This window comes from Pseudomonas sp. K8 (genome assembly GCF_014889455.1).
Lineage (GTDB): Bacteria > Pseudomonadota > Gammaproteobacteria > Pseudomonadales > Pseudomonadaceae > Aquipseudomonas > Aquipseudomonas veronii.
In genome coordinates this window covers 105,529-129,561 of record NZ_VJWO01000003.1, presented here as the reverse complement: position 1 = coordinate 129,561, position 24,033 = coordinate 105,529, and the positions used below count along the sequence as shown (strand labels likewise).

20 protein-coding genes, 2 other RNA genes and 1 pseudogene are annotated in these 24,033 nt (G+C 53.6%); 7 read left to right on the top strand and 16 right to left on the bottom strand.

The window, feature by feature from the left end:
* Positions 1 to 100: 100 nt before the first annotated feature.
* Both INT12_RS03355 and dnaX read right to left on the bottom strand, forming a co-directional pair.
* Entirely contained in the window at positions 101 to 439 is a 339-nt protein-coding gene (locus INT12_RS03355; protein ID WP_017527493.1) for a YbaB/EbfC family nucleoid-associated protein, read from the bottom strand.
* 43 nt (positions 440 to 482) lie between these two features.
* Positions 483 to 2,537: a DNA polymerase III subunit gamma/tau gene (gene dnaX / locus INT12_RS03350; RefSeq protein ID WP_193058760.1), complete on the bottom strand. Its 2,055-nt coding sequence runs from the start codon at positions 2,535 to 2,537 to the stop codon at positions 483 to 485.
* Positions 2,538 to 2,670: 133 nt separating this feature from the next.
* On the opposite strand from dnaX, the gene INT12_RS03345 reads away from it, so the two are divergent.
* Entirely contained in the window at positions 2,671 to 3,432 is a 762-nt protein-coding gene (locus INT12_RS03345) for a substrate-binding periplasmic protein (protein ID WP_193039566.1), read from the top strand.
* Positions 3,433 to 3,483: 51 nt separating this feature from the next.
* Positions 3,484 to 3,855, top strand: coding sequence for a VOC family protein (locus INT12_RS03340; protein WP_046489421.1), 372 nt, complete (start codon positions 3,484 to 3,486; stop codon positions 3,853 to 3,855).
* On the opposite strand, the gene INT12_RS03335 is transcribed toward INT12_RS03340, so the two are convergent.
* On the bottom strand, positions 3,769 to 4,734 hold the full coding sequence (locus tag INT12_RS03335) for a DMT family transporter (protein ID WP_193039567.1): 966 nt from the start codon (positions 4,732 to 4,734) through the stop codon (positions 3,769 to 3,771). The genes INT12_RS03340 and INT12_RS03335 overlap by 87 nt on opposite strands.
* A gap of 102 nt (positions 4,735 to 4,836) precedes the next feature.
* Here INT12_RS03335 and INT12_RS03330 point away from each other — a divergent pair, with 102 nt between their 5' ends.
* Entirely contained in the window at positions 4,837 to 5,706 is an 870-nt protein-coding gene (locus INT12_RS03330; protein WP_046489419.1) for a LysR family transcriptional regulator, read from the top strand.
* A gap of 7 nt (positions 5,707 to 5,713) precedes the next feature.
* Here INT12_RS03330 and INT12_RS03325 read toward each other — a convergent pair whose 3' ends face one another.
* The 3 genes from INT12_RS03325 to ffs (INT12_RS03315) form a co-directional block, all read right to left on the bottom strand.
* Complete coding sequence (locus tag INT12_RS03325) at positions 5,714 to 6,304, bottom strand: hypothetical protein (RefSeq protein WP_104902651.1); 591 nt, start codon at positions 6,302 to 6,304, stop codon at positions 5,714 to 5,716.
* 1 nt (position 6,305) lies between these two features.
* Positions 6,306 to 7,352, bottom strand: a complete 1,047-nt coding sequence (locus INT12_RS03320; RefSeq protein ID WP_193039569.1) for an N-acetylmuramidase family protein — start codon at positions 7,350 to 7,352, stop codon at positions 6,306 to 6,308.
* Positions 7,353 to 7,596: 244 nt separating this feature from the next.
* Positions 7,597 to 7,694: signal recognition particle sRNA small type (gene ffs / locus INT12_RS03315), an RNA gene on the bottom strand.
* A gap of 126 nt (positions 7,695 to 7,820) precedes the next feature.
* On the opposite strand from ffs (INT12_RS03315), the gene INT12_RS03310 reads away from it, so the two are divergent.
* Together INT12_RS03310 and INT12_RS03305 are read left to right on the top strand one after the other, a co-directional pair.
* Positions 7,821 to 9,113, top strand: a complete 1,293-nt coding sequence (locus INT12_RS03310) for a site-specific integrase (protein WP_102617629.1) — start codon at positions 7,821 to 7,823, stop codon at positions 9,111 to 9,113.
* Between the two features lie 402 nt (positions 9,114 to 9,515).
* A complete protein-coding gene (locus INT12_RS03305) occupies positions 9,516 to 11,036 on the top strand; it encodes a DEAD/DEAH box helicase (protein WP_193058759.1) in 1,521 nt (506 codons plus the stop codon).
* 446 nt (positions 11,037 to 11,482) lie between these two features.
* Here INT12_RS03305 and INT12_RS31135 read toward each other — a convergent pair.
* Together INT12_RS31135 and INT12_RS03295 are read right to left on the bottom strand one after the other, a co-directional pair.
* Positions 11,483 to 11,764: pseudogene (locus tag INT12_RS31135) on the bottom strand (TonB family protein); the annotation flags it as partial.
* Between the two features lie 842 nt (positions 11,765 to 12,606).
* Positions 12,607 to 12,828 (bottom strand): hypothetical protein, encoded by a 222-nt coding sequence (locus tag INT12_RS03295; protein ID WP_102617626.1) that lies wholly within the window; start codon positions 12,826 to 12,828, stop codon positions 12,607 to 12,609.
* A gap of 107 nt (positions 12,829 to 12,935) precedes the next feature.
* On the opposite strand from INT12_RS03295, the gene INT12_RS03290 reads away from it, so the two are divergent.
* A complete protein-coding gene (locus INT12_RS03290) occupies positions 12,936 to 13,169 on the top strand; it encodes a helix-turn-helix domain-containing protein (protein WP_102617625.1) in 234 nt (77 codons plus the stop codon).
* A gap of 55 nt (positions 13,170 to 13,224) precedes the next feature.
* Here the strand turns inward: INT12_RS03290 and INT12_RS03285 are convergent, their stop codons facing one another.
* A complete protein-coding gene (locus INT12_RS03285; RefSeq protein WP_102617624.1) occupies positions 13,225 to 14,187 on the bottom strand; it encodes an HNH endonuclease signature motif containing protein in 963 nt (320 codons plus the stop codon).
* 134 nt (positions 14,188 to 14,321) lie between these two features.
* A complete protein-coding gene (locus INT12_RS03280) occupies positions 14,322 to 15,311 on the bottom strand; it encodes a protein NO VEIN domain-containing protein (RefSeq protein ID WP_102617623.1) in 990 nt (329 codons plus the stop codon).
* 286 nt (positions 15,312 to 15,597) lie between these two features.
* Here INT12_RS03280 and INT12_RS03275 point away from each other — a divergent pair, with 286 nt between their 5' ends.
* Complete coding sequence (locus INT12_RS03275) at positions 15,598 to 16,170, top strand: recombinase family protein (RefSeq protein WP_102617622.1); 573 nt, start codon at positions 15,598 to 15,600, stop codon at positions 16,168 to 16,170.
* A 50-nt stretch (positions 16,171 to 16,220) separates the two neighbouring features.
* Here INT12_RS03275 and INT12_RS03270 read toward each other — a convergent pair whose 3' ends face one another.
* From INT12_RS03270 to ligA, 6 genes are all read right to left on the bottom strand, one after another.
* On the bottom strand, positions 16,221 to 17,207 hold the full coding sequence (locus INT12_RS03270) for a DNA-processing protein DprA (protein WP_226925972.1): 987 nt from the start codon (positions 17,205 to 17,207) through the stop codon (positions 16,221 to 16,223).
* A gap of 2 nt (positions 17,208 to 17,209) precedes the next feature.
* Positions 17,210 to 18,463, bottom strand: coding sequence for an HAD hydrolase-like protein (locus tag INT12_RS03265; protein ID WP_102617620.1), 1,254 nt, complete (start codon positions 18,461 to 18,463; stop codon positions 17,210 to 17,212).
* 73 nt (positions 18,464 to 18,536) lie between these two features.
* On the bottom strand, positions 18,537 to 19,679 hold the full coding sequence (locus INT12_RS03260; protein WP_102617619.1) for a protein kinase family protein: 1,143 nt from the start codon (positions 19,677 to 19,679) through the stop codon (positions 18,537 to 18,539).
* A gap of 461 nt (positions 19,680 to 20,140) precedes the next feature.
* Positions 20,141 to 20,237: signal recognition particle sRNA small type (ffs, locus tag INT12_RS03255), an RNA gene on the bottom strand.
* 133 nt (positions 20,238 to 20,370) lie between these two features.
* On the bottom strand, positions 20,371 to 21,540 hold the full coding sequence (locus tag INT12_RS03250; RefSeq protein WP_193039806.1) for a putative zinc-binding metallopeptidase: 1,170 nt from the start codon (positions 21,538 to 21,540) through the stop codon (positions 20,371 to 20,373).
* A 117-nt stretch (positions 21,541 to 21,657) separates the two neighbouring features.
* Positions 21,658 to 24,024: an NAD-dependent DNA ligase LigA gene (gene ligA, locus INT12_RS03245; protein ID WP_193058758.1), complete on the bottom strand. Its 2,367-nt coding sequence runs from the start codon at positions 24,022 to 24,024 to the stop codon at positions 21,658 to 21,660.
* Between the last annotated feature and the right edge of the window lie 9 nt (positions 24,025 to 24,033).

Genomic DNA, 24,033 nt, shown 5'->3' with positions numbered 1-24,033 from the left:
TCGACAAAGTTACCCTTGCGTAGCCGCTACGCAGGGGAAAACAGCCAAAAAAAATGCCAGGCGCGATGCCTGGCATTCCAGTCTAGCTAAGGCTGGCCGATCAGAACGGCAGTTTCATGCCCGGTGGCAGTTGCATGCCAGCGGTCACGCCGGACATTTTGTCCTGGCTGTTGGCTTCGATCTTGCGCACTGCGTCATTGACGGCCGCGGCGAACAGATCTTCCAGCACTTCACGGTCGTCATCGCTGACGCCTTCGAGCAGGCTCGGGTCGATGCTCACGCGCTTGATGTCGTGACGACCGGTCATCACCACGCTGACCATATCGCCACCGGCTTTACCGGTGACTTCGGCGTTGGCCAGCTCTTCCTGCATCTTGGCCATCTTTTCCTGCATCTGCTGTGCCTGCTTCATCAGGCCGGCCATGCCACCTTTCATCATGGGAATCACCTCAAAAGTACGTGGATCAATAAGTAGCCCGGTGTCATGACGCCTGGGGCACCGGGGCTTCGACAGGTTCAATAGTATCGTGACGGACGACCGCGCCGAACTGTTGCATCAATTGTTGGATGAGCGGGTCACCGTGGATCGACTCCTCGGCCTCGCGCTGGCGATTGAGGCGTCGGCGGGTCGCGGCCTGGGCCGGGGTTTCCTGCTCGGGCTTGATCAACTCGATGGTGATGCTCAGCGTGCGCTCATGATACTGGTTGAGGGCATCGTTGAGCCGGCGCTGCTGGGTCGCGTTGAACAGGGCGCTGTGGGCCGGGTCCAGGTGCAGCAACCAGTGGTCGCCCTCGATGGCGATCAGGGTGCAGTTGGCGGCGATGCTGCCGGTCATGCCGGAAATCGGCAGTTTCGGGAACAGCTCCAGCCATTGCAGGGCCAGGCCGGTGGCCGGCGCGGCAGCGGGTTCCGCTTCGGGCTCGGGGGCCGGCTCGGCGGTGTGTTCGCTGTCCAGTTCGTCCAGGTAGCTGTAGGCCGAATCGATGTCCGGCTCGATGTAGTCTTCGTCCAGCGGCGGTTCGTCGTCCAGGTCGATGCCGGGCGTTGCGGCGTCCACCTGGGCGACGGTCGGCTCGGGGACGGGCGCACTGACCCATTCCGGCGCATCCGGCACCACGCTGTCCGGCATTGGCGTAGGCATCGGCGTCAGCTCGGGCTGCTCGCCGGCGGTTTCCAGCACGGGCTCCACGGCGGGCTGCAGCTCGACCTCGGGTTCAGCCTCTGCCGGGGCATTCCAGGGCAGGTCGACCACCGGGGCCGGTTCGGGCTCGACAACCGGCACCGGCGCGATCACCGGCGCGACAACCACCGGCTCAGGCACCGGCGCAACCGGCGCAGGCGCAGCAACCGCTGGCGCGACCACCGCCGCGCCAGCCACTGATTTGGCGGAATCAACTGTGGCCTGGCTGATCCCCACTGGCTTTAGCGGCTGTCTCGGCGCGTCCGTCGCATCGGCGGGGCGGAAGGCCAGCATGCGCAGCAGGACCATTTCGAAGCCGCCACGCGGGTCTGGTGCGAGGGGCAAGTCCCGGCGACCGATCAGGCCCATCTGGTAGTAGAACTGCACGTCTTCGGCCGGCAACGCCTGGGCCAGGGCCAACACGCGATCGCGGTCGCCGTGGCCGTTGTCGACACCTTCCGGCAATGCCTGGGCGATGGCGACGCGGTGCAGCACGTTGAGGATTTCCGAGAGCACACCGTTCCAGTCCGGGCCCTGTTCCGACAAGTGGCGCACGGCTTCGAGCAACGCCTTGGCGTCGCCTTCGATCAGCGCGTGCAGCACGTCGAACACCTGGCCGTGGTCGAGGGTGCCGAGCATGGCACGCACATCGGCGGCCATGACCTTGCCTTCACCAAAGGCAATGGCCTGGTCGGTGAGGCTCATGGCGTCACGCATCGAACCATCGGCGGCACGGCCGAGCAGCCACAGCGCGTCGTCTTCGAACGGTACGTTTTCGACACCCAGCACGTGGGTCAAGTGCTCGACCACGCGCTCCGGGGTCATATTTTTCAGGGAGAACTGCAGGCACCGCGACAAAATCGTTGCAGGGAGTTTCTGCGGGTCGGTGGTCGCCAGGATGAATTTGACGTAGGGCGGAGGCTCTTCCAGGGTTTTCAACAATGCGTTGAACGAATGACTGGAAAGCATGTGGACTTCGTCGATCAGGTAGACCTTGAAGCGGCCACGGCTCGGCGCGTACTGCACGTTATCGAGCAGCTCGCGGGTGTCTTCGACCTTGGTGCGGCTCGCGGCGTCGATCTCGATCAGGTCGACGAAACGCCCTTCGTCGATCTCGCGGCATACCGAGCAGGTACCGCAGGGCGTCGAGGTGATGCCCGTCTCACAGTTCAGGCACTTGGCAATGATTCGGGCAATGGTAGTCTTGCCGACACCGCGAGTACCGGTAAACAGGTAGGCGTGGTGCAGCCGTTGGCTGTCCAAGGCATTGATCAGAGCCTTGAGCACATGGGTCTGGCCGACCATTTCGCGGAACGAGCGCGGGCGCCATTTACGTGCAAGAACCTGATAACTCATCGAAAACCGTCGCAACTGAGAAGCGGAAGCCGGTAATGCTAGCGGAGCAAGGGGGAAATTGCATCCGGCACGCTTGCCTTATCTGCCTAAGATTGCCTGAGCGGCCCCGAAAAGGCCTGAACCCGGAGAGTGTATGCGCGTAGTCCTGGGCGCCTTATGGATGCTCACCACCGCCAGCCTTGCGGCGCCCGCGCCGTTGCGCTTCTCGGTTTCCGACAGTTGGGCGATGCCTATGGTGCAAGTGGAGGACGGCCAGCCCACCCAGGGTATTTTGTATGACCTGATGTCGAGCCTGGCCACCCAGGTCGGCCGCCCGGCCGAGTTCCACGTACTGGCGCGGGCACGCATTGCCGCGGCCATGGCCCATGGCGACATCGATGTGCGCTGTTATGTCGCCCAGGCCTGGCTCGACAACCTGTCTGGCGACTACCTCTGGAGCCTGCCGTTGCTGGTCCAGCGCAACGTATTGGTCAGCGTCCGCAACCAGCCGGTGCAATTGGCCCGGCTGGCGCCGCAGTCGATCGGAACGGTGCTCAATTACCGCTACTCCACGCTCGACCCATTGTTCGCCAAAGGCCAACTGAGGCGCGACGACGCCCGCAGCGAAGAACAAGTGCTGCACAAACTGGTGGCCGGGCGCTTCAAGTATGCGGTGAGCAATGAATGGATCGTCGACCGCTTCAACCAGCACCTGCCGATGGAACAGCGACTGCACAAAGTCGCCATCATCGAGGAGCAAAGCCTGGGCTGCGCCGTGCGCAACGACCCGGACCTGCCGGTGCAACAAATCCTGCGCACCCTGCTGCGGATGAAGATGTCAGGCGAAATCGACGACATCATCCAACTGTACACCGGCGAAGACGCCGTGCCCCCGCACGCTCCTGACAAGAACTGACAGCGCCGTCTTTTAGACTGGGCTCAACCACCCCGTCCTCAAGGAGCCTCCATGAATACCGTCGCCCATTACTTCCTGCTGTATGTCGACAGCCCCGCCACCAGCGCCAACTTCTACAGCCGCCTGCTGGACAAACCACCGGTTGAATTGAACCCGACCTTTGCCCTGTTCATTCTCGATAATGGCGTCAAGCTCGGCCTGTGGTCGCGCCACAGCGTAGAGCCAGCGGCCCAGGCCACGGGCGGCGGCGGCGAAGTGGGCTTCGCCCTGCCCGACCAGGCCGCCGTGGATGCTCTGCACGACCAATGGCTGGAACGTGGCGCCACGATCATCCAGTCACCGACCGTCGTGGACTTTGGCTACACCTTTGTCGCCCAGGACCTCGACGGTCATCGGTTGCGCGCGTTCTGCATGGGCGGCTGAGCTGCGCCGCCAGCGGCCTTCCAGGCTGATGGCCGCCACACTGGCGAGTACGATCATCGCGCCGAGCATCACCTGCCCGGCGACGTGCTCGCCCAGCAATATCGCCGCCATCGCCATGGCCACCGGCGGAATCAAGTACATCGCCACCGATGCACGGCTGACCTCGACATGCTTCAACACATAAGCCCAGGCCAGGTACGCCAAGGCACTGGGGAAAATGCCCAGCACCAGCACCGCCAGGTTTTCCGGCCAGGGCGCCTGCGCCACGGCAGCGGGCAGGCCTGGCAGGTTCACGCAGAGCATCAAGGTGCCCGACCACACCATGTAGCACGCCAGGGTCAGCGGGCTGTAGCGGTGGGCACAGTGTTTCTGGATGGCGAAATACACGCTCCATGACACCGCCGCCAGCAGGATCAACAGGCCACGCGGGTCGATGTCACCCACGCCCTGCTCACCCCAGATCACCACCAGCACGCCAAGCAACCCCAGCAATACACAGCTCCAGCGCCAGACACTGACCCGCTCCCTCAAGCAAAAAAACGCGATCAGCACACTGAACAGCGGCGCCGACTGCGCCAATACACTGGACGCCGCCGCCGTGACCCATTGCTGCCCATAGTTGAGGCAAGTGTGATGCAGGAACACCCCGAAAAAACCCAGCACCAGCAACCACGGCACATCTCGCAGGCGCGGCCGACCGATATCCAGCACCAACGCGACGCCGCCCATAAACACCGAGGCGATCAAAAATCGCAGCAACGCCAGTTGACCCGGACTGTAGCTGCGCAGCCCCATGTGTACGCCAATCGGCGAATAGGCCCAGCAGAGGATCACGCTGGCGATGACTAGCGTAAGCTTTAGGCGTGACGGGGAATTCATCAACGGCATCCAGAAACAGAGAAGGAATGCCGCCAGTCTTGGCCGGGTCACGCCGTAGGACAATTAAGCGTTTCTGACTTCTGAAATCAGTGGAACTGAGCAATGGAAATGGCCCAACTGAAGATGGTGCGAGCCGTGGCGCAAACCGGCAGCGTGGCTCAGGCCGCGGCGCAATTGCATTGCGTGCCGTCGAACATCACCACGCGCATCAAACAGCTGGAAAGCGAATTGGGCACGCCACTGTTCATCCGTGCCGGACGCGGGCTGGCGATCAGCGCCGCCGGTAAAATCTTCCTCGATTACTGCGAACGCATCCTGGCCCTGGTGGACGAATCCAAACGCGCGGTGGACGCCAACGCTATCCCGCGGGGCACCTTGCGGATCGGCGCGGTAGAGTCCAGCGCCAGCGGCCGCCTGCCACCGCTGCTGGCGGAATACCATCGACGCTACCCCGACGTCAGTCTCGAACTGGTGACCGGCGCCTGGGGCCAACTGCTCGACGACCTGCAACACCACCGCCTGGACGTGGCGCTGGTGGCCGCCGGCAACAAACGCTCCAAGCTCGAACACAGCGTGGTCTACAGCGAACGCCTGGTGCTGATCGCCAGCGCCTGCAGCGCACCGATCAAGCGTGCCGAGGACCTGGCAGGGCGTACCCTGCTCGTCTGGCCGCCTGGCTGCCCTTATCGCGCCGCCTTGGAAAACTGGGTCAAGCCCCATGACTTCAAGCCGACCATCGCCAGCTATGCCAGTTGGGGCACGATCATCGGCTGCGTCAGCGCAGGGATCGGCGTGGCGCTGGCGCCGGAGGGCATTCTGGCGCGCTATGAGCAGGCCAATCAGCTGGCGTCATACCGGTTCGAAGAACTGGCGGCCGTGGATAACCTGCTGTTCTGGCACAAAGACACCCAGCGACATCTGGCCCGGGACGCATTCGCCGGGCTGCTGCGCGAAACCTTCGGCCAACCCTGAGCGAACATCAGCTTTTCGGGGCAGCCAATCGCGCGTACTGATCCTGGCTGATCCAGCCGATGAACGACCGATCCTGAGCATTGACGAACTCGACCTGAGCCCAGCCGTCCTTGAACGCCAGCACGCCGACCACATCCCCTTTGACGATATACGCACGCTTGGCCGCCTTGGCGCGCGGGGTCTTCAGCAAGTAGGCCTTGTCGGCGGACACGGTCACCAGGCCGATCCATGGTTTGTTGGCAGTCTGGCTCAGGTCCAGGCCGGTGGCGATTTCCGGCATCAACACACTGATGCAACCGGGATGCTGGCGACCCTGTTCGACGGTCAGGGTCACGCCGTCGGACGAAGGCGCCACGCTGCCGGGGTAGGCATCGTCAAGCCAGGTGGTCAACGCGTCGGGCTGGCCTTGCAGGTAGAACGCGCAACCACGGGTCACGCCCTCGCCCAGTTCTTCGGCGTAGAAACCTTCGACCTGATGCTCGGGCGTCACCGCCAGCATCAACCCTTCGTACTTGCCCGAATGCAACACAGCGGAACCGGCGAATACCGGCGCCACCGCACACCACGACAACACACCCATCGCGAGATAACGGATCATCTTATTTTTTCCTCTCAAGTGCGTCGTAGGCTTTTTTCATGAGGTCGTCATAGTTGCCGTAGTCCTCGCCGTTATAGTTACGGGCCATGGCGGTAAAGTCTTTGGCTTTCATGGCTTTCATCAATGCCGGGCTGTGGCTGCACAAGGCGAGGAAAGCCTTTAGTTGATTACCGGCATTAACTTTTAATGCGGCAACGAACTCAAATACGCTTGTGTAACCGCATGCCGCGAAATTGAACCCCATGATCTGAAACATGCCCCATGACGCCGACATCAAGGCAGCTTCCTGATTCAGCGCAAATGCGGTGGCCATGGTTTCCCAGGCCTTGATCTGATCCTTGTTATTGACCTGCCACTGCGGCCCCGCCTTTCTGACGTAGGGGTACGACAGCAGCGGGTGCGCCTGGTCGTAGATACGCTTGGTGTACTTGCGAAACTGGTGCCCCTCAAAGGCGATCACCGGCAACTTGGCCGGGCCAAACCCGGAACGCCCACCCGATTCCACGGTGGCGAAGGCCCTGATGATATTGACGGAAATACCATTGCCCAGCTGCGTAGCGGCGTTCTGGAAGTCGCTATCGCTCAGGGTCATGCCCCCGTCGCACGTGGCCTGAAGTATCAACTGCCGATTGCGCTGCTCGGCCTCGACCATCGCGCGCATGCGGTCCAGGTACACATTGACCGTGGCCTGCACCGCATCGCCGCTGTTGTTGCCGAACACATTGAGAAAGCTCGGGATACGCATCGTCGGGAAGGCCTTCACCGGCACCTTCACCGCTTCCTCGATCAGGCTGTTGAACGTGCGACCGGTGGGGTCGATCACGCCATCGGGATGGGCGTACTTGAGATGACGGAACTGATACTGGCTGATGCACTGCACCAATTGGCCGTCGCACTTACCGTTTTCAGCCAACGGAAACCCCATCTTGGGGATGATCAAATTGAATAAATACTGAATGCACTGAACATCGGCAGGCAAGTTACGGGCTTTACCGGGCGAGCCAACTGAAGCACTGATAAGACGGGGTAACCCTTGCAGGCTTTTCATCACAGACATCCTTGTTAGTTAAAGAAGTGATAGCACTTCAATATCAAATCAGCGCCATTGTTATACTCTGAAACAAGTGGCCGGCGGAAACTAACAAGGTGGTTTGAGGTTGTCCAGCAGGGCTTTTTAACGGTGTGAAATAGCCGTCATACGCTGCGCAGTAAAACAACGGCAGATGACTGAAAAGAAGCTGGAAGGATGCGAAACAGAAGAGGTACGGCAAGGAGGAGCGTTATGGAGGCAACCCCACCAGCCACACCCCGGCACACAATGTTCCCGCTGTGGCTGCTGCCTTCCGGCTCTGACCAGGTTCACGGGTAATCGTTGCGGGGGGGACCGATGGGGTCAGGGTAACAGGCTTTTGAGATTGCCTCTAACCTTCCGTGCCAATACCCGGTGCGGACAGTTAGAAATCGGGGGTGTAGCCAGCACTGTCACACACAGCTGTCACACATCGGTGTCACACATATGGCCTACATAATCCGTCGCGGGGCTTTCTACTATCTGAATCTGCGACTACCTAAGCACCTCTTCCCAAGGTGTCACACTTTACGTCTGAGCCTGAACATCCGGCACCGGCAAAGCGCATTGTTCCTTGCTGCATTTCTGGCCCAGCGGGTGCATAAGCACTTATCAGAACACCCCCTGGATGGCTTTCAAACGCTGCGTAGGCTGTGTTCGGAGTGGCGTGATTCAGCACCCATGCCGACCATCCAAAATGCCTCACGGAAGGCTCCAGCCATCACCGTGAAGTGCAATGTGGACGGACCTACACTGACCACCCTGTCCAAGCTGTATATCGAAGAAGGAAAACGTGGTGGCACGTGGCGTGAGGTCAGCACACACGAAGTTGAACGTGCATTACGAGATTTGTTCGAGCTGATGGGCGATATGCCTGCATTTGAGTTCGATGTGCATCAGGCCCGTCTGTTGAAGGATCGTCTGAGCCGTTGCCCCCAATACTTCGCTCTGCTCCCCCAGTTCAAGGGCAAGACGCTAACTCAAGTGATTGACTCTGGCGGCACGTACAAAACCATCACCGCCGTAACCGTAAACAACCGTCTACGTAAACTCTCGGCATTTATGAATTGGTGCAAATCCAATGGTTACGTTACCGACAATCCATTGTCGGGACTCAAGATGATGACGGGTTCGGCGAAAGATGCACGACTGTCGTTTGATCAACGCGACTTGAGTATCCTTCTCGACCTAAATGCACTCAAGGAAGAATCACGTAAGCATCCATGGAGGTTCTGGCTCCCATTGCTTGGTAGGTTCACCGGCGCCCGACTGGAAGAGCTTTGCCAGTTGCACGTTACCGATTTCGTCACGCTGCAAGGATTCGAGTGCATTCGGATTGACGATGGTCACCAAGCCCAAAGCCTGAAGAACAGTAGCAGTCGCCGAACTCTCCCAATCCATCCAACGCTGATTCAGCTTGGACTGCTTGATCACCTGAATAATCTGCGTATTCAGGGGTCTGATCGTTTATTCCCAGAGCTGGAGCCTGTTCGCGGAAAGCTAGGCCACGCGCCGTCGAAGTGGTTTAGTCGATACAGGATTAGAATGGGTGTCGCCGACCCAAAGAAAACCTTTCACAGCTTCCGCCACACAATGATCGATGATCTTAGGGATGCTGGAGTACAAGACTCCTTGATCAAGCGTATTGCTGGGCATGAAGACAACAGTATTACCTTTTGCGTTTATGGAAGCAGGATACCGATAAAAGCAATGCTAAAAGCCCTGATCCACATACAGTGATGAACGCCGCGTGAAAACCGCCGTGATCTGACTGAATATCGTCGTCGGATTCTTACTATGCTTCATCCATAGCGATGCGCAATGGGTGAAGCAACTCGACAGATTAATTTTATAAAATCGTCAAAAACAACCAATTAACCAACCTCGCAAACCATCTGGCCTTTATATCATTTACCAGATCATTTACATCAAAAATTTCAAACGCAACCAGTACCCCCCACTATTAAGCTTGAAATCCACAACCATAAAAGTCGATCCAACTTTATTCAGATTGAATGTTTAGAATGGCGCCCCCGTATTGTAGAGTTGCCTCATCGAATGAGTAACAAGCACACCAAACATTCGAACGCACATTCGACAATGAAAGCCATCCTACAACCGAAACAAATCACTGGAAAACCAATGAACAGTAAAATCATTCACGTATCTATTGCAGCACCTGGCACAGGTAAAACTATGGCGGCAATTTCCGCCATCCCTGGAATGCTTGGTCATGGGAAAAAAATTCTCTACGTAGCACCAACACTTGCACTGGCAGATCAAGTTTTTAAAGACATCCGCAGAATTTGTAGTTCTCTTGAACCGATTATTATTGATTCACGATGTGAAGGATCAGCAGAGGCAAACCTGAACAAAATGCTGAACCCAAAAGAAAGTTCGCATTTAATTATCTGCCAGCATATCACCTTCCAAAAGTGCTCGACAAAACACTTGCGCGACTGGACGATCATCATTGATGAGCTGCCTATGCCCATCAGTCTTCGTCATATGGCCTTCGACCAAGTACAACTCAAGCGCTTGGACCTTATTGAGATCATTGACAACCAAATCAAAATCAAAAAAAACAAATACGAAGACATCAAAAATGAAGTAGCCACATTCAACAAATCCAAAAGCCAGAAATACAATCAAATCGATACTACATTGTCCCCTGCCGCGCAAGATATTTATAACGCGGTTTTGAGCAAGCTTCCCGTGTTCGCTGACGCATATCACTCAGCCAATGAAAAAATCGTGATTCGGATCATTGAGGAATATGGATTTTTCGAACGATTTCATATGGCACAAGAAGTACATCTTTTGTCAGCAACACTCAAGGGCTCATTGTTTGATTGGTTTGCGAGAGCCAATGGGTTTACGTATGCCCACTCAAACTTCGCCCAAAGCACCACCGACAATGTAAAAGATGTAACTATTTATCCAATGCTTTCCGACAAAAACCACTGTTCACGTGGAGTACTGGATTCAGTGGACGGCGCTTCCAATGACGGGTGCAAAGTCTTGCAATCAATGGCAAATTTGATTGACCAACAATTGACCAACCAAGAATACTGCCTGATGTTTGCGTACAAATGGGGCAAAAACACTCATAGCAGAAAATTCATTCAGTGCAAAATTGATAGCCGTGGACTTAATAGCTTTACAGACACACATTGCGCATTCACAGCATTCCATGGAAATCCTAATCCACTCGCATACAAATCTTTTGAATACATTGCAAAAAACTATAACAGATCAACAGACGAACTGCAAAACGCATGGAAATTCACATACAAACTGGAAATGACTTTGCAAAATGTTTTTCGGACGTCGTTGCGAAGCAAAACAATTGACAAGCCGGTAAAACTGTACGTTCAAGATAATGAGGTCGCCAACTTTTTGAAAAACATGTATCTTCCAAATGCAAAAATTGACGACAGCTTGGCCAAAACCTACAAAGAAAAGAAAAAACCTGGACCAACACCACATCCAGAACGTGAAAAAGCTATTACCATGCTCCAAGCCGGTATGAAACAGGCAGTAGTTGCACGGGCGACCAAACTGGATAAGATGACCATCTGCAATTATGCGAAAGCTATTCGACAGATCAAAGCTGGGGAAAACAGTGCAAGCTCTACCCATACCCTTGAGCAGTGGTTGTAAGTCCGAAACCTAATCCCGTAAAAAGTAAATAATCTCCTTATAACTATAAGGTATCCAGTTACAAAACCACCCACACCGCAGGTGTTTCCGAAGCAAAGCGAGGAAGAGATAGGAAACGTTTAGAAACGGCAATTCGACTTGAATTACTGAGCTTTATGCTCGCCTACCGGCTTCGCATGAACTGCGTTCCCGCTACAGTTTTTTTGGGTATCTTATCTTAATCTGGAAGATTACAACTTTGATCAGGTCAACTTGAAACTGTGAATATGTATTACCTCAATACATATTCACATAGATTATGAGTTTTTATCAAACCCTAACCGTTCAAGATAACCCTGCAAGTTTCAATTAAACCTCTGGACTTTTACTTTTCCCTACCATATAAACCTTGCTTCTTTTACTGTTCACATCCTTTAGAGGTCCATAACCCAATGGGACGAACCGTATTACAAGCTTAAGTCATCCGGTGTAAATAACATGCGAAACAATCGATATCTGGCTATATCTTCTGCCTTCATCCCCTGCATTTCAGCCAGTCGGCCAATATTTTTGACTGCCGCCACTGCTGATCTATCAAATGGTTCATCGCCACTAGTTTTAGCTATGTTGACTGATCTAACAGTACCGTCTGGCGCCATACCGATTTCCAATTCAACGACCATTCCCTTTCTTACTGACGGTACGCGTGTCCAGCCTTCAGCGGAGCGAGCTTTGATCAGTTCGTCAAAGTTTGCCCCCATGTCAACTTCATTGATCAACTCAGGAGCAGAACGCGAAGTCGCTACACTCGGTGGAAATACCAGGCAGTTTCTTAGATATATGCCAAGCCCAAACTCAACCCTTCGACATTGAAAGTACAGTTCCTGTCCTATATCGAAGTTGGCGGCAAATTCATTGAGGGATTGAATTCCTGTGATTTCCGATTTCCCCCCGGAAACCTTCCAAGGCCAAGCCTGATACCCGGACATAAATACCGTTACAGCAGTATTTTTTCCTTGATCAATTATGAAGAAAGCTCCCTGATCATCCATCATTATCTTACTGATACGCCCGTGATAAATGCCGGGCATGCTATATTTAATTTGTGCCCTTGCCTGATTGGATTGTAAATCTTTTGTAATCTGTTTGGTGTCAACAGCTTGGCGAAATTCCCAACCTGTCGTGTCAAACATTTCATGCATGCGCGTATTGAATTGATCCCATTCTACGGAATCAGCCGCATCTGCATGGGTAACAGATGCCATTGTGAATAAAAGTACTACCAATGGAAGTTTCATTGAAAACCCCTTTGTTTAGATTGATGATTTGAACTCAACAGGCACATGTCAATAGCCATAATTAGATTTGTAACTGTCCAAACCCAAAAAAGATGTTCTTGAGAACTGCGCATTAGAATTGCCAGAATCAGCGCCCCACCGAAAATACCCGCGAACCAACGGCCCATGTACAGGTAGCCAGCCCCAGGAAGCAGTACATTCAACCCCACTGCGGCTGTCCTGCTTTTTAATTTCGGCCTACTGACTGCGTACTCTTTAACTCCTGGTTTTCGCATCGCCATTCATCCTTGAAATCAGTTCGTATTGATCGGTGCGCGCAAACGCCGCAAAGTCGAGGGCACCCCTGCCAGGAACAAAGTCAAGGCCACCAGCAGCATCACAGAGCCCACCAGGACGCCAACGCCCAGTGCTTGCCGGAAGCTGGAAACGTATCCGAATTCCAATGAACAGATTCCGGTAATACTGGCTACCGGCATGCTGGTTGCGGCGATAAATATGGATATGTAGAGCTTCATACTGACCTCGGTTTAAGTGAATTTTGCCTCAATATTCACAGTATACTGTGAGGACGTATCCACAGCCATCACCGACAGTGACCCGTCTTTGAGACCGGACTGTAAAAGTGGATATTGGCGTAGCTTTCGGAAAGGTCCTTCGTCAGAAGCGTAAGGATGCCGGACTGACCCAGGAACAGCTTGCCCATGAGGCTGATGTGCAACGTAATTATGTCAGCTTGATCGAGCGAGGAATTCACCATCCTACCATTGCGATAGTTTTCAAGCTTGCCCACGCGCTGCACTGCCCGCCATCCGTTCTGATATCAGAACTGGAAATAGAGCTGAGTCGCCACCAGTGATTACTGCTCCCTCTGCTTCGTCCCTAACTGCAAATACATGCACACCTTTCGCCGTTCACACTTGTAAAGACCTCAAGCGTTCCGCAACAATTTCAAGGCACTTTCGTCGCAAATTATCGCGATCCACAGCATAGTGCGCTTGACGATGGGCATCAGCGGAAAGTGCTATGACATTTTCGATTGTGTCGGCACCACCCTCCGAAAGAGGAACAATATGGTGCGTTTCCAAATAGGTGCCGCCGTTTGCCATTTTGAAACCTGGAGCCATTGTCAGTTCACATACTCCCTTCGATCTTGCCAGTACAAGCGCACGCACTTTCGGGTCTCGGTACCTATGAACACCATTGTACGTATAAGCCTCAGAGCGGTTTTGCTCCTGAAACTGATCGCTCACTACCTGCCCATCTACAACGGCAAGACCTGCGGCACCTTCCTCAAGTCCCGCTTGTACTAATGGCTGATCAGAACTACAGCCGCGAATCAGGACGAAAGCACCAGTGCCTTTATCAAAACGCTCCACTGTCCAAGATTCGCTATCCAAGTAACGACCAACAGCACGATCATTCCCAGAATCAATGTCTTCTATCTCACGAACAGGTCCTGACACGATAACCACACGCACAGGAACCGAGTTTATGTAGGCAAGCTGAACCGTCGAGTTGAAATGCTGCGCACGACTGATACGCGGGTCTTTGATAGTGCGGGCTCTATTTTTGGGGTCTTTTTCGAGCTGCCTGATCAACGTATCGGCGTATGCGGCTAGGTTGCCCGGAAAGTTAATTCTCCCCTGGTCATCAACTCGTAGCTCTTCGAACCAGACGCATAACAAAAATATACGACCGTTATCGCTGCGAAACGACCATTCGTAGCAGTACCCACCATTGGATTGGGGCAAAGCCACCGGTTGACCGTCTTTCTTTCTGAAACTCCATGCTCTGACATCGATACCCGCTTCTTGCACGCAATCGATTATCATCCATTTGCCCGTAGGCCTTAAAGCATTTAGTGAAACAGCCATTTTTCACCCAATTATTGAATAATCTGCGTTTTTAGGTGTACTGGTGCAGGAATTTTTCAAATATCGTCGGGGTTTACAGAAGCACCAATATCACCAGCGATCTGATAGAGATCATATAACACCCCAAACCTACTTCAAGCTAATGTCAGCCTAGCGCCAGTGAGTGGTTCGATATTGAGCAACCGTCCATCTTCAGTCGCCCAGATGTAATTACGACCGTGGCTAGCCTCGGCGTTGTAGTAGAAGACATTGGCCTCTGCATGAGGAGTTAAAGCATTCGTAACGGCATAGATGACGTACATACTTCTGTGTTCGGATGAGAGCATTTGCTTGTATTCGTTCGGGGTCAGCTCTACGCATAACGCGCTTCCCGATAGACCTTTGACTTCAACCTTGAGTGTTACGTCGCCGCCCGTAACCGTTAAATCCCATCCAACATTGTCGCGTTCCACTGAATTTACGATGCGGTTACCGCCCTCACGAGACGTGTAGTAGGCGATTGCATGGCGTACAGCAGCGAGCTCGACGAGCTTTCGCGTTTCGGCATCCTGCTGTTTTGGTGTCCCTCGTCCTTTTCCTTCAGTGGGAGCTTTTATAACTCCATCGTTTTTCAGGTATGCGCGGATTCGTGCCACGTATTCAGCATTTCCATACCAGACTGGACTTTGCCCAAGATTTCCTTTCACTTTGGCCGTAGGTACCTTCTGCGTCCGCTGATCCGGAGCTAGCAGCCTCGCCTTACTAAGCGGCGCCTGAATTTGATACTCCACGACTTGATCGGTCGAACGCGAAATCTTGAAATGGTTGCATTCACGGTGAACTAAGGCATTCCGATACCAGCCCGCCACGTATGTCACTCCATCACGGGGATTTCGAGCGACCCACACGACAGTAACACCAGCCAACTTCTCATCTTTATTAGTAGCGCCAAGCCTTCTCAAGTCGATACGTGCCGACCGTGGTACGTACCCATATAGTTTTCCCCTGTGCGGGAGGAAGTTCCAAGCCTCATGCCCATAATCATGGGTCTTTAGCCAGCCGTGTCCCCCGATAGTGGGATCGTTATCTAACCCTTGGTAGGACACCATCCATCCAACGTTTACAAACAACAGAGGTTCTTCCATTGGACTTGCCTTTTATTGATTGATGGTGACGGATTGGTCGTAAATAGCGGAAGCGCGCTGAAAGGTAGCTTAAAGCCATCATGACGTCCATGCCTGCAGTTGATCTCGGTAGCCTTCATCTACCGAATAAAGGCCATCGCTACGCGTCGTAAGCAAACGCATCACCAAACGACCGTTTAGTGATGCGCAGAATTAGTGCTCGTAAAAGTATCAACAAAATAAGGTTGAGGATATAGCGATACCAAGCTACAGTGATACCACGTTTAATGATACGTGAGCGCACCCCATGTCCCGCACATTCCTATACTGTCGTGTTTCAACTTCCAATCAGTTCACTGCAAACCAAGTGCAAGAAGTGAGAGCAGCCGGATTCGACGTACAGGCAAGCAGGGTAATTGAAGAAGTCATATCGGGTAGCATCGCGGCTAGTGAACGCCAAGGGTTTCAAAAACTATTGGATCGTATGGAAACAGGTGACGTACTGATCGTGACCAAGCTGGACCGTTTGGGCCGAAACGCAATGGATGTGCGTCAAACCGTTGAACACCTAGCTGGAATTGGAATTCGCGTCCATTGTCTAGCATTAGGCGGCGTAGACCTGACAAGTCCGGCAGGCAAGATGACGATGCAGGTTTTGAGCGCTGTAGCAGAGTTTGAACGTGACCTGCTGATAGAGCGCACACAGCAAGGGTTGAAACGTGCCAAAGCTGAAGGAAAGAAGCTTGGTCGTCCCATAGCTGTGAAAACTACGGTTGAAGTCCAGAAATTGAAAGCCAGGGGGTACATTCAAACACAGGCTGCAGCGGAATTAGGGATCGGCATTGCAACGGTTAAACGTCACTGGAACACTGAAGCCTGAAGCCTTTCCCACACAACTAGACTATTAGTTTGCCGAAAATTAAAAACTCACTAATCAAGAAAGTCAAGACCATACTTTGAAGTACCACCAACGTACTTTTCCAGCTCAATTATTTTCGGATAATCTTCTTTACTTTCAACAATATGAAGTCTTTGCAAATCCGCAGCATCACAGTTCAACAAAGAAGCTTTTTCATTAGTATCATTTGACGCAAATAACATATTTGCTTGAATTTTAGGCTCTGCCGCTTGCCTATCAAGCTCGGTAGGAAAAGGAACAGCTAACCAGCGACCATATTGAAGTGCGGCACGAGAAGCATGTAGACTGCCCCCTTTTATATCCGACTGAATCATAACGACACCCTGTGCCAAGCCAGCTTGGGTCCTATCTCGCTTTACAAAATGTGCAGGAATTGCTGCACTCCCAAACCCATACTCGCTGATTAGTGCACCGCCAGACTCAAGTATTTCAGAGGCGAGCTTCTTGTTGCTACCTGGTGATATTGTCTGGAGCCCATGAGCCAAAACCGCAATGGTGTGTCCCCGCGCAGCTACCGCAGTTTGATGAGCAATAGTGTCGCACCCCAGTGCTAGGCCGCTTACAATACTCCAATCATTCTTGACAAAGAAACTTGTAATCCTTTCGGTGATTAATGACCCATGACGCGTTGGATGCCGAGTCCCGATTATCGCAACAGACTTCTCAGGACTTTGATGCAGTGTTCCTTTAACATAAATTATATACGGGGCATCCTTTGTAAACCTTAGCAGTGATGGATAATCAGAATCAAGGACGCTCAAAATACGGCAATTTGATTCTTCGGCTTGACTTACCTGATAACGAACTTGCTCTAAAGCCATCTTCCAAGAGCCTGAGACTTCAAGAGATTTTTTTAATTTCGACAAAGAGTTTGCAATAACACCGACATCTTCCTCCAAAAAACTTGGAAACTTTGAAATCTGATGCAAGGAAGCAGGCCCTATACCCTTTAGCAACGATAGGGCCAACATTCTTTCTGTCTTTTGAGAAATCACCATTATTAAACTGAAACCGCCTTCGCTAAGGAAATCAGAACAACGTCTACTGCACCAGCATCTCTCAAATAATGCGAGGCATAGAACAATGTGGCCCCCGTGGTGACGACGTCGTCAATTACTATATATCGTTTTCTGTGGGGCGAATACCCCGGCCGGACAATCATGTGATCCCTTACATTGATAAATCGATCTTTTGCCCCCAGATGCTCCCCATGATTGGAACGCATCCCTTCGGTATATGCGAAGACGTCAGGAATAAACTCTAGATTAACACTACCGAAAATTCCAGTAAGCGGGGCGCTGGCATGAGACTGAGAAAGTTGTGCTAATAGATTTTCAAGACGTGGCGTTCTTCCCACGCGAGCGGGAATCACAGTTACAACCACTGGATTTCCGACTTGGACACCGATATCACTCCCTATACAAACCCGTAAGCTTTGAATCCAGTGCGGGGGAAAAATAATAGCGTTTTTATTTGCTTCAATCTCATGTGAAACCGGATGCCAGTTTCGCCTCGTAGCTAAAAGATCATCATTACGAAATCTTCTACCAAGCACTGAAACCTTCACGAACTTTTTATCATCACCAGACTTATCGAAATGATTAATAACCTCAACCCTTTGCGGTGTTCCAACAGGATTATTCGATTTATAATATTCCAGCTTTTCCAGTAATGGCCAACCGTCTACGGGATTTTCAAGGAAAATGGGTAAATGTTGGGGATCACCAATCATTGCATCGGGAAGTCGTTCGATAACGTAATAATTATCCGAAATATGCCGTTCTGGCCATGTGGTCGTATCAGCAACAGCCCACACACCTGCAGCATATGCAGCATTAATGTCTACCTTGCCATCACCTATCATTACCACTGCTGAAACGTCAGTTATACCTAAAGAAGCCATTGAACGCTGAATCCCATCAGGCGAAGGCTTAGGCCGAACACCATCATCAGCAGTCACTATAGAATCCCAATGAAAATCAGGATAAAACAACGACAATAACGTATGAGTGTAAACTTTAGGAGCACGTGTAAAAACACCAAATTTCAGAAGCGGATATTTCTCCTTCAGCCAAACTAAAAACCCCAATGTATATACGACACGCTGCGGGCGCTCCAAAGCCTTTGCACGAAGTCTATTAATATAATCTAAGGGTTGTTCGCCTTTATATTCAAACCCACGAAATCCATCTTCGAGGTCATTTGTCTCGAGCAAGGTATTATCGAGATCAAAAATCAATAGCTGAAAGTGCATCCGTGCAACTCCTTATGAGAAATTAATTACAAAATAACTCTACAATAATAAAGCCACAGCAAAAACATGATAATCAGAACGGAATATCATCATCAAAAGAACTAAAGTCCGGAACAGGTCGTGACTTATATCTTTCTACCGCATCCAATTTTGCGTAGATATTGGCCTCTATGATATTTCTTTTTTCCTTTCCAGAATCATCCAAGAGCATCAAAAACTCTTCAATCACATGCACTGACATAAGACTTTTCTTACTGTAATAGTATCCACCATTCACGAAGCACTTAACCACCGCCGCATTAGAAGGCACTTGACTTTCAAGCATCACACTATTGTAGACATTCCGCAAACGCACCGAGAACTCATCTACATCGAAGTATTTTGCATCAGAAACGATTTTTGAAACTACTGACACCAAGCCACGGGAAAACGACTGATAAGTGGACTTCTCATAATCTGTGAACGTTACAGATGCTGCTGTATTCGTTAAAGCGGCCTCTCTAACACTAGCGAACGAATCAATACGATCATCCTGCAATCGCTTGGTCATACCCTCAACTAAAGCTGCATGCTTGAACGAGATAATTGAGTTTTCACGTACAATTTTTTCGAACAGCTTGCCTACAAAATAAACTTCGGTGGCATGAGAATATAACTTATCCCCAAACTCTGCAGGAAGTTCACACCACCAATTCAACGAAATACTTTTATCAAAGTCTACGCTTTCAAGTACTTTTTTCCCAAACCCAAAATCGATAACCTTAACAATACCTTCATTTGTAACCATCAGATTTGACGGCCGAACATCACGATGCAAAATATTGCGAGATTCCAAATGAGCAAAAGCATCAACAACCTGTAAAAACACTTCATTTATATTTTCAGGATGTTCTGTTAAGTACACTTCAACATCAACGCCTTCAACATACTCCATGAATATGAAGCCACTGAATTTTTCCGGATACAGCATATAATTAAAAACACGCACAACATTAAGGTGATGGAGAGAATAAAGGAGCTTTATCTCACCAACAAAACCTTTATATAAAACCTCTTTCCACTCGATAAACATTGGTGAATATTTTTTACATACAAAATATTCATCAATCACATCATCGTGCAATAAAACCGTCCTACCACACGCCCCCTGACCCAACTCTTTCCGAAGGATAAAACTCCGACCTAATGGAAACTGAATTCTTTTATCAATATCCATAGGACTTACCGTTAGCAGAGCTACCAGAGTATCTTATTGATTGCTTTAACTTGCATGGACTCTTACTTGCACATCGTAAACGACATACACCGTAGGGCAAGATTCCAAGTAGAAACCTTATTAAGACTTTTATGCTGATACAAACATCACAACCAAAAAATTTGGGGATAAGTGACACGTTTCGCATTCAGCAGTCCTCGCCAAATGAATATCGAAGGGTGGATCAGTGGAAGCGAGATATGCCGGAAATACCCGTTCCCAATGCGTCTAGAGATTAACAGCATCCGAAAGATAACGAAATGCCATCACGGCTTCGAGTCAGCTTAAATCAACGTACTTGTTTTTTGGCTCAGGTATTATGACGAGCAGCGCACCAAATTGGTGTGCTTAAACGCTGTCACACTTCGAGATTTTTAACTGACAAATCCTTGTAGAATCAAGGATTTAGAGATAGGAGGCAACCCCACCAGCCACACCCCGGCACACAATGTTCCCGCTGTGGCTGCTGCCTTCCGGCTCTGACCAGGTTCACGGGTAATCGTTGCGGGGGGACCGATGGGGTCACCATAACGACGCTGGCCTCTCGGCAAGCCGCGCCATTGTACCGATCTGATCGGAAGTTACAACCGTTAGTACGGGATTAAAAAATGAAGAGGTTCAAGCACTTGCCCTAACCGTCCGGATCTCTCCTTCATGCCTGTGCCTGCAGGGCCTCATCTGCCCTGCCGCCCTCTTCCTGGATGACCAGGTGAATGAAGTGCAGCTTGGCGATCACTGCCGGTGGCAGTATGAAGGGGTAGAAATCCGGCTGGCCCATGGCGCGGGACAGTTCGTTGAGCATGCCGGCCAGTTCGATCCAGGCGTTGACGAATGACAGGAACGCCGCGCCGCCGGGGTGTTCGGGGTCGTAGAGGGTGGTGCGGGGGAACGGCTGGTAATCCAGGTCCATTTCGCGGGCGCTCATGCCGAAGCCCAGGGCGGTGTCGACGGCGTCCATCATGTGCAGGTAATGCGCCCAGGTTTCGGCCCAGTCTTCCCAGGGGTGCATGGTGGCGTAGGCGCTGACGCAGGTGTGGTGCCAATCCGCGCGCGGGCCGTTCTGGTAGTGCTGGTCGAGGGCGTCGGCGTAACTGGCGCGTTCGTCGCCGAACAGGTGGCGAAACGCTGGAAGCCAGTGGCTGTTGGCGATCAGCCGGTCCCAATAGTAATGGCCGACTTCATGGCGAAAGTGGCCGAGCAAGGTGCGGTACGGTTCGCGCATCTGCACGCGGATTTTTTCGCGGTGGGCATCGTCGGCTTCCTTGATGTCGAGGGTGATCAGGCCGTTGGCATGGCCGGTGGTCGGCGCGTTGCCTTCCAGGTCGATGCCAACGAAGTCGAAGGCCAGGCCGTTGTCTTCGTCGACGCTTTTGGGCACGACCTGCAAACCCAGGCTGATCAGTTGCGCCACCAGCCGGCGTTTGGCGGTCTCGACCTTGCCCCAGCGCTCGGGGTTTTCTGCGATCGACAGGTCGGGAATGGTGCGATTCAGACTGCACGCCACGCACAGCGCGGCGGTGCTGTGGGCGGGAATCAGCCAGTTGCAGGCGGCCGGGCTGTCGAGGTTGGCGCAGCGGCGGAAAGCGCCGGCGTCGGGGTTGTCGTCCAGCAGCCAAGTGTCGGCGACCGGGCCCGCGTGCAATGAAGACAGGCGGCTTTGTTGCGGTGGGTAGCCGAGCAGCGCCGAGCAGGCCAGGCATTGGCTGTTGCGAAAGAACAACGACTGGCCACACCGGCACTGCCAGACCTTGCTGTTGCGCGAGGATTCGGCCATGAACGGTGCGGCGATGCGCGAACTGAGTTGCTCGAAGAAGCGGTACATGGCGATCTCTCCCGGGGTGACGAAGACTAGATCATTTCGCGCCCGGGATCGTTCCACTTTCTTCGAAGGGCCGCTTCGCAGCCCAGCGGGAACAAGCGCCCGCGCCACAGGAAGTTGTCAGACAGTGATGTTGTGCCGAGCCAGAAAGTCCACGAAGGCGTCTTCGTCCAGAACCTTCAGGCCCAGTTCGCCGGCCTTGGCCAACTTCGAACCGGCACCCGGCCCGGCCACCACGCAATAGGTTTTCGCCGACACCGAACCGGCCACCTTGGCGCCGAGGCTTTCGAGCTTGTCCTTGGCCACGTCGCGGCTCATCCGCTCCAGCGAGCCGGTCAGCACCCAGGTGTGCCCCGCCTCCGGCAAACCTTCGATCACTGTTTTCGCGCTCTGCCAGTGCATGCCGAATTCCTCGAGTTGCTGCTCGATGGCCAGGGCACACTGGGCGTGGTCGGGGTTATCGAAGAACTCGCGCACGGCCTTGGCCTGCTTCTCGGGCAGCGCCTGGCGCATATCGAGCCAGTCGGCCTTGATCACGCCTTCGAGGGAGCCGAACTTGTCCGCCAGTTTCTGCGCGGCGCCGGGGCCGACGCTGGGCACGTTGAGTTTGTCGAGCAAACCGCCGAGGGTGGTGCTGGCGGCGAACTCCGCGGCCAGGTCGCCTTGGTCCTGCAGTTGCAGGCCGCACTTGTCCGGCGCCAACAGCGCGCCGATCACGTCCTGGTTGTGGCGGTCTTCAAAGAAGCTGTGGATCTCGTGCGCCACTTCCAGGCCCACGTCCGGCAGGTACGTCAGCACTTCCGGCAAAGCGCGCTGCACGCGCTCCAGGGACGCCAGGGAGCGCGCCAGCACCTTGGCGGTCTCCTCGCCCACGTCGGGAATGCCCAGGGCGTAGATGAAACGTGCCAGGGTCGGCGTCTTGCTGTGTTCGATGGCGCTGATCAGCTTCTTGCTGGAGACATCGGCAAAGCCTTCCAGGTCGATGATCTGTTCGTACTTGAGCATGTACAAATCCGCCGGCGAGGCGATGAGTTTTTCGTCGACCAGTTGCTCGATGGTCTTGTCGCCCAGGCCGTCGATGTCCATCGCCCGGCGCGAGACGAAATGGATGATCGCCTGCTTGAGCTGCGCCCCGCAGGCCAGGCGACCGACGCAGCGGTACACCGCGCCTTCGCTGACGGTTTCCTTGCCCTTGCTGCGCTTGACCAGTTGCGTGCGCTCGACGTGGGAGCCGCACACCGGGCAGCTTTCCGGGATATGCACCGCGCGGGCGTGTGCCGGGCGGCGCTCGGTGACCACCGAGACGACCTGCGGGATCACGTCCCCGGCGCGGCGGATGATCACCGTGTCGCCGATCATCAGGCCCAGGCGCGCCACTTCATCCATGTTGTGCAGGGTGGCGTTGGACACGGTCACACCCGCGACCTTGACCGGTTTCAGCCGCGCCACCGGGGTGACGGCGCCGGTGCGGCCGACCTGGAATTCCACGTCGAGCAACTCGGTCAACTCTTCCATGGCCGGGAATTTGTGCGCGATCGCCCACCGCGGCTCGCGAGCGCGGAAACCCAGTTCGCGCTGGGAGGCAATGCTGTTGACCTTGAACACCACGCCGTCGATTTCATAGGGCAGGTTGCTACGCCGCTCGCCGATATCGCGGTAGTAGTCCAGGCATTCCTGGATGCCCTTGGCCAGTTTCAGCTCATGGCTGATCGGCATGCCCCACTTCTGCAACTGCTGCAAATTGCCGATGTGGGTGTCGCTGATATCCGCCGTCACCTGGCCAATGCCGTAGCAGCAGAACTCCAGCGGGCGGCTGGCGGTGATTTTCGAATCCAGCTGGCGCAGGCTGCCGGCGGCGGCGTTGCGCGGGTTGGCGAAGGTCTTGCCGCCGACTTCCAGTTGCGAGGCGTTCAGGCGCTCGAAACCGGCCTTGGACATGAACACCTCGCCGCGCACTTCCAGGGTCGCCGGCCAGCCGCTGCCGTGCAGCTTCAACGGGATATTGCGCACGGTACGCACATTCACGCTGATGTCTTCGCCGGTGGTGCCGTCGCCCCGGGTGGCGCCGCGCACCAGTTCGCCGTTCAGATACAGCAGGCTGACCGCCAGGCCATCCAACTTCGGCTCGCAGCTGTATTCCACCGCAGCACCGCCGCCAAACAGGTCACCGGCCGGCAGGTCGAGGCCTTCGGTCACCCGGCGATCGAACTCGAGCATGGTGGTTTCATCGAAGGCGTTGCCCAGGCTGAGCATCGGAATCTCATGCTTGACCTGAGTGAACGCCGACAACGCCGCACCGCCGACCCGCTGCGTCGGCGAATCACGCGTGACCAGCTCCGGATGCTCGGCCTCCAGGGCCTTGAGTTCCTGGAACAAGCGATCGTACTCGGCGTCCGGAATGCTCGGCTCGTCGAGGACGTAATAACGGTAGTCGTGCTGATCCAGTTCAGCGCGCAATTCGAGGATGCGGGTGTGGGCGGCGGTCATGGGTGTTCT